The 7333-nt window shown below is 75.5% G+C and carries 2 protein-coding genes; both read left to right on the top strand.

Translation table 11 applies throughout. From position 1 onward, the window contains the following. Positions 1-5184, top strand: a 5184-nt coding sequence (locus AWQ70_RS36940; protein ID WP_157530958.1) for a type I polyketide synthase, incomplete at its 5' end; no start/stop codon positions are given. Positions 5185-5199: 15 nt separating this feature from the next. Further along, positions 5200-7333, top strand: a 2134-nt coding sequence (locus tag AWQ70_RS36945; protein ID WP_157530959.1) for a type I polyketide synthase, incomplete at its 3' end; no start/stop codon positions are given.

Raw genomic sequence — 7333 nt, forward strand, 5'->3', positions numbered from 1 at the left:
CCGCCCCTGCTGCGCGGCCTGGTGCGTCCCGCGATCCGGCGGGCCGCCGGCCGCGACGCGGACGGGCCCACCTCCACGGCGCGCCGCCTGCACGGCCTCGAGGCCGCCGAGCGGCGGCGGATCCTGCTCGACCTGGTCCTGACGAACGCCGCGACCGTGCTGGGCCACCCGGACGCCGGCACGATCGAACCGAAGCAGGCGTTCAAGGACCTCGGGGTCGACTCGCTGACCGCGGTGGAGCTGCGCAACCGGCTGAACGCCGCCACCGGCCTGCGACTGCCCGCGACCCTGGTCTTCGACTATCCGGCGCCTGACCTGCTCGCCGACCACCTCGCCACCCTGCTGGCCGGCGTGACCGCGGCGGCGCCGGAGACACGCCCCGCGACCGCCGCCGACCCCGGCGAACCGATCGCGATCGTCGGCATGTCGTGCCGTTACCCGGGCGGCGTCGAGTCGCCCGGCGACCTGTGGCGGCTCGTGCTCGCCGGCGGCGACGGGATCGGCGCCTTCCCGGCCGACCGGGGCTGGGACGTCGACGGCACCGGCGCCCCGTACTCGCGGCTGGGCGGCTTCGTCGACGACGTGGCCGGGTTCGACGCGGCGCTGTTCGGCATCTCGCCACGCGAGGCGCTGGCGATGGACCCGCAGCAGCGGCTGCTGCTGGAGGCGGCGTGGGAGGCGTTCGAGTCGGCGGCCCTCGACCCCGGGGCGGTCAAGGGCGCCCCGATCGGCGTGTTCGCCGGCGCCGCCCCGTCGTACTACGGCGTCACCACCGACCTTCCGGAGGATGTGGCGGGCTACCAGCTCACCGGTGGCGCGATCAGCGTGTTGTCCGGCCGCGTGTCCTACGTGTTCGGCCTGGAGGGCCCCGCCGTCACGGTCGACACCGCGTGCTCGTCGTCGCTGGTGGCGCTGCACCTGGCGGTGCAGGCGCTGAGGTCCGGCGAGTGCGAGATGGCGCTGGCGGGCGGTGTGACGGTGATGGCCGGCGTCGGCGTGTTCAGCGAGTTCAGCCGCATGGACGGCATGGCCGCGGACGGCCGGTGCAAACCCTTCGCGGAATCGGCGGACGGCACCGGCTGGGGTGAGGGGGTCGGACTGCTGCTGGTCGAGCGGCTTTCCGACGCGCGGCGCCTGGGGCACCGTGTGCTCGCCGTGATCCGCGGCAGCGCGGTCAACCAGGACGGCGCGTCCAACGGCCTCACCGCGCCGAACGGCCCCTCCCAGCAGCGGGTGATCCGGCAGGCGCTGGCCAACGCCCGCCTCTCCCCGTCCGAGGTCGACGCGGTGGAGGCGCACGGCACGGGCACGAGACTCGGCGACCCGATCGAGGCGCAGGCGCTGCTGGACACCTACGGCCGCGACCGGCCCGAGGGGTGCCCGCTGTGGCTCGGCTCGGTGAAGTCGAACATCGGGCACACCCAGGCCGCCGCCGGCGTGGCCGGCGTGATCAAGATGGTGCAGGCGATGCGGCACGGCGTGCTGCCGCCCACCCTGCACGTGGACCAGCCGACGTCGCACGTCGACTGGTCGGCGGGCACGGTCGAGCCGCTGACCTCCGCGCGGTCCTGGCCGGAGGCCGGCCGGCCGCGACGGGCGGGCGTGTCGTCGTTCGGCATCAGCGGCACCAACGCGCACGTCATCCTGGAGCAGGCGCCGGACGAGCCGAGCGCGCCGGACGAGCCGAGCGCGCCGGGGGAGCCGTACGACCCGCGGGAGCCGGAGACGGTCCCCTGGGTGCTCGCGGCCCGCACGCCGGACGGGCTCGCGGCCCAGGCGGATCGGCTGCGCGCCTTCGTCGCCGGTGATCCGGGGCTCACACCCCAGGACGTCGGCCGCGCGCTGCTCGCCCGCACCCCACTCGCCCACCGGGCGGTCGTCCTCGGCGGCGACCGGGACATGCTGCTCAGCGGACTCGGGGCGCTCGCCCGCGGTGAGGCGCCGGCCGGTGTGGTGTGCGGCGCCGCCGGCACGGCTCGGACCGCCGGCGACGTCGTGTTCGTCTTCCCCGGCCAGGGCTCCCAGTGGGCGGGCATGGCCCGGGAGCTCACGCGGACGTCGCCGGTGTTCCGGCGGCGGCTGGAGGAATGCGCGGCGGCGCTGGCCCCGTACGTGTCGTGGTCGCCGGCCGACGTGCTGGACGGCGTCCCGGGCGCGCCCGGGCTCGACCGGGTCGACGTGGTGCAGCCCGTGCTCTGGGCGGTGATGGTGTCGCTGGCCGAGGTGTGGCGGTCGTACGGCGTGCGCCCGTCGGCCGTCGTCGGGCACTCTCAGGGCGAGATCGCCGCCGCGGTCGTCGGGGGCGGGCTCTCGCTGGAGGACGGTGCCCGCGTGGTGGCGTTGCGCAGCCGGGCGCTGACCGCGCTTTCCGGCACGGGAGGGATGGTCTCGGTGGCGCTCGGCTGCCGGGAGGCCGAGGAACTGCTCGCGCCGTACGAGGACCGGCTGTCGGTCGCGGCCGTCAACGGGCCGTCGTCGACGGTGGTGGCCGGCGACGCCGGCGCCGTCGAGGAGTTGCTCGCGATCTGCGAGGCCCGTGAGGTGCGGGCGCGGCGCGTTCCGGTGGACTACGCGTCCCACTCGGCGCAGGTGGAGCGGATCCGCGACCGGATCCTCATCGACCTCGCCGAGATCACGCCCGGGCCGTCCGCTGTGCCGATGTACTCGACCGTGACCGGCGAAGTGGCCGGCACCGCGGGCATGGACGCCGGGTACTGGTGTGAGAACCTGCGCTCCACGGTCCGGTTCGAGGACGCCGTCCGGCGCCTGCTGGCCGACGGCCACGGCGTGTTCCTCGAGGTCAGCCCGCACCCGGTGCTGACCTTCTCGGTCGGCGAGACGGCCGAGGACGCCGGGGTCGGGGTGGTCGCGGCCGGCACGCTGCGGCGCGACGACGGCGGCCTCCCGCGTCTGCTGACCGCACTGGCCGAGCTCTGGACCGCGGGCGTGGAGGTCGACTGGTCCCGGGCGTTCACCGGCGGCCGCCGAGTCGACCTGCCGACGTATGCCTTCCAGCGCGACCGATACTGGCTGGACCCGGCGCCGGCCGTATCGGCGCCCGCCGCCGCGGATCCGGACGAGGCCGGGTTCTGGGACGCCGTGGAACGCGGCGACCTGACCGGACTCGCCGGCACGCTCGAGGTGGAGTCCCACGCGCTGGACGCGGTGCTCCCGGCGCTCACCGCGTGGCGCGCGCGGCGACGCCAGGACTCGGCGATCGACACCTGGCGCTATCGCGTGGACTGGACGCCGATGGCCGGGCTGCCCGCCACGGGGCTGCTGTCCGGCACCTGGCTCATCGTCGCGCCGCCGCGGTCCGGCCGCACCGAATGGGCGGCCACCGCTCTCCGCGCGGCCGGGGCCGGCACGATCGAGCTGACACTCGGCGACGCCGACTCGAACCGGGACGCGCTGGCCGGCCGACTGCGCGAGGCGCTCGCCGCCCCGGAGCAGGTGTCCGGGGTCCTGTCGCTGGTCGGCACGGCCGACGCCGAGCTGCCCGGCTCCGCCGTGCCCGCGGGCCTCACCGGCACGGTGACGCTGATCCAGGCCCTCGGCGACGCCGGCGTCGACGCGCCGCTCTGGGCGGTGACCCGCGGCGCGGTGTACGTCGGCGACGACGACAGCGTGGACAACCCGGCGCAGGCCCCGGTCTGGGGAGTCGGGCGGGTGGCAGCCCTGGAGCATCCGCGGCGGTGGGGCGGTCTGATCGACCTTCCGGCCGTCGCCGACGCCCGTGCGGGCGACCGGATGACCGTCATGCTGACCGGGGACACCGGCGAGGACCAGGTGGCGATCCGCGAGACGGGCATCTTCGCCAGGCGGCTGGTCCGCGCGCCGCTCGACACCGCCGCACCCGCGCCGGACCAGTGGCGCCCCACCGGGACGGTGCTGGTCACCGGCGGGACCGGCGCCCTCGGCGCCCGGACGGCCCGCTGGCTGGCCGGACGGGGCGCGCCGCACCTCCTGCTGACCAGCCGGCGCGGCGCGAGCGCACCCGGCGCCGACGCGCTGGTGGACGAGCTCACCGCGCTCGGCGCCCGGGTCACCCTCGCCGCGTGTGATGTGGCCGACCGCGACTCCCTCGCCGGGGTGCTGGCCGCGATACCGGCGGACCTGCCGCTGACCGCGGTGATGCACGCCGCCGGCGTCGGCGGCACGGGCGCGCTGGACGAGATCGACGCGCCGCACCTGGAGACGATCCTCGGCGCGAAGGTCGCGGGCACGCTCCACCTGCACGAGCTGACCCGCGACCTCGCCCTGGAACAGTTCGTCGTCTTCTCCTCCGGAGCCGCGGTCTGGGGCGGCGGCGGACAGGGCGCCTACGCCGCCGGCAACGCGTTCTTGGACGCTCTCGTACGGCACCGCCGCGACCTGGGCCTGCCCGGCACGTCCGTGGCCTGGGGCTCCTGGGCCGAGGCCGGACTGGCCGCGGACGGGGACGCGGAACGGCTGCTGCGCCGCGGCGTGATCCCGATGGATCCCGCGCTGGCCGTCCGGGCCCTCGCACAGGCGACAGATCGGGGAGAGACCGGCCTGGTCGTGGCCCACCTGGACTGGCACGTCTTCGGCGCCGCGTACACCTCCGGCAGGCCCAGCCCGCTGCTGGCCGCGCTGCTGCCGGACGAGGCGCCGGAGCCGACCGCGGGGGAGAGCGCGGAGGCGGCGTCCGCGCTCGTCACCCGTCTGGCCGCCGCTCCGCCCAGGCGACGACGGCAGATCCTGCTGGACCTGGTCCGTTCCGAGGCGGCCGCCGTTCTCCGCTACCGCGACGGGCAGACCATCGAGGCCGGGCACGCGTTCAAGGATCTCGGCTTCGACTCGCTCACCGCCGTCGAACTGCGGGACCGGCTCAGCCGGGCCACCGGCCTGCGGCTCCCGGTGAGCCTGGTCTTCAACCACCGCACCCCCACGGGGGTGGCCGCCCATCTGGGCACCGAGCTGGGCGTCGCGGACGACCCCCGGGGCGCCGACGACGCCGGCGATGCCGCGATCCGCGACGCGCTGGCGACCATCCCGATCGCACGTCTGCGGGAGGCCGGACTTGTGGACACCCTGATGCACCTCGCCGGAGCCACCGGCGCGCCGTCACCGGAGCCGGCCGGCGAGCCCGGCCCGCTCGACGATCTGGACGCCGACGCGTTGATCGCGATGGCACTCGAAACCAGCAGAAACGACGCCTGAGCCGTGGAGAACTCGATGAACAGTCATGGGGACAAGGCCGTCGAAGCCCTGCGTGCCTCGCTCAAGGAAGTCGAACGCCTCCGCCGGCAGAACCGGGAGATCCTGGCGGCGGCCCGCGAACCGATCGCGATCGTCGCCATGAGCTGCCGCCTGCCCGGCGGTGTCGGCGGGCCGGACGACCTGTGGCGGCTGGTCGCGGAGGGCGCCGACGCGATCGTGGACTTCCCGGACGACCGCGGATGGGACGAACCCGACCCCGGCTCGGCGAACTACACGCGCCGGGGCGGCTTCGTCCATGACGCGGCGGACTTCGACGCCGCGCTGTTCGGCATCAGCCCCCGTGAGGCGATGGCGATGGACCCGCAGCAGCGGCTGCTGCTTGAGGCGGCGTGGGAGACCTTCGAGACGGCGGGCATCGACCCGCACTCCCTCGCGGGCAGCGACACCGGGGTCTTCGTCGGCGCCTCGCCCTCCGGCTACGACTCGGTCGGCGGCATGCCGGAGAACACCGAGGGCTATCACCTGACCGGCACCGCGAGCGGCGTGCTCTCCGGGCGCCTGTCCTACGTGTTCGGCCTGGAGGGCCCGGCGGTCACCGTGGACACCGCCTGCTCGTCGTCGCTGGTGGCCCTGCACCTCGCCGTCCAGGCGCTCAGGCAGGGCGAGTGCGGCCTGGCCCTGGTCGGCGGCGTCGCGGTGATCACCACACCGGCGGGGTTCGCCGAGTTCGCCAAGCAGGGCGGCATGGCCTCCGACGGGCGGTGCAAGTCGTTCTCCGCCGACGCGGACGGCACCGGCTGGGGCGAGGGTGTCGGCGTCCTGCTGCTGGAGCGGCTCTCCGACGCGCGACGGCTCGGGCACGACGTGCTCGCGGTCGTGCGCGGCAGCGCGGTCAACCAGGACGGCGCGTCGAACGGCCTCACCGCCCCGAACGGCCCCTCCCAGCAGCGGGTCATCCGCCAGGCGCTCGCCAACGCCCACCTCACCGCGTCCGACGTCGACGCGGTGGAGGCCCACGGCACCGGCACCCGCCTCGGCGACCCGATCGAGGCCGAGGCGCTGCAGGCCACCTACGGGCAGGACCGCCCAGAGGGTCGTCCGTTGTGGCTCGGCTCGGTCAAGTCGAACATCGGGCACACCCAGGCCGCGTCCGGCGTCGTCGGCGTCATCAAGAGCGTGCTGGCCCTGCGCCACGGACTGCTGCCGCGAACGCTGCACGTGGACGAACCGACCCCGCACGTCGAGTGGGCGGGCGGCGGCGTCCGGCTGCTGACCGAGGCCCGGCCGTGGCCCCGCGCGGACCGGCCCCGGCGCATCGGCGTCTCCGCGTTCGGGGTCAGCGGTACCAACGCCCACGTGGTGCTGGAGGACGGCCCGGCCGTGGCCGAGCCGCCCGCCGAACCCGCGCCGGCGCCGCTGCCGCTGCCGTGGCCGGTGTCCGGCCGGACCGCGGAGGCGATGCGCGCGCAGGCCGTACGGCTCGGCGCTCACCTGGAGGCACGGCCCGCCGACGATCCGGCTGATGTGGCGTGGTCGCTGGCGACGACGCGGGCGGCGCTGGACCACCGTGCGGTGGTGATCGGATCCGATCGGGACGGCCTGCGTGATGGGCTCGGTGCGCTGGCCGCGGGCGTGCCGGGTGCAGGTGTGGTCTCCGGCGCCGTGAGTGAGGGCCGGACCGCGTTCCTGTTCACGGGGCAAGGGGCGCAGCGGGCCGGGATGGGCCGCGAGCTGTATGCGCGGTTCCCGGTGTTCGCGGACGCGTTCGACGCGGTGTGCGCGGAGCTGGACCTGCGGCTCGATCGGCCGGTCCGGGATGTCGTGTTCGACGGGGCGGATCTCGATCAGACCGTGTGGGCGCAGGCCGGATTGTTCGCGGTCGAGGTGGCGTCGTTCCGGTTGCTGGAGTCGCTCCAGGTGGTTCCGGACTTCCTGCTGGGCCATTCGATCGGTGAGATCGCGGCGGCGCACTGCGCCGGGGTGTTGTCGCTGCCGGATGCGTGTGCGCTGGTTGCGGCGCGGGGCCGGCTGATGCAGGCGCTCCCGTCGGGTGGCGCGATGCTCGCCGTGCAGGCGTCGGAGGACGAGGTCCGGGAGATGGTCGCGGGTCTGGTGGACATCGCGGCGGTCAACGGCCCGAACTCGGTGG

Source organism: Microtetraspora niveoalba, assembly GCF_001570405.1.
GTDB classification, from domain to species: Bacteria; Actinomycetota; Actinomycetes; order Streptosporangiales; family Streptosporangiaceae; genus Microtetraspora; species Microtetraspora niveoalba.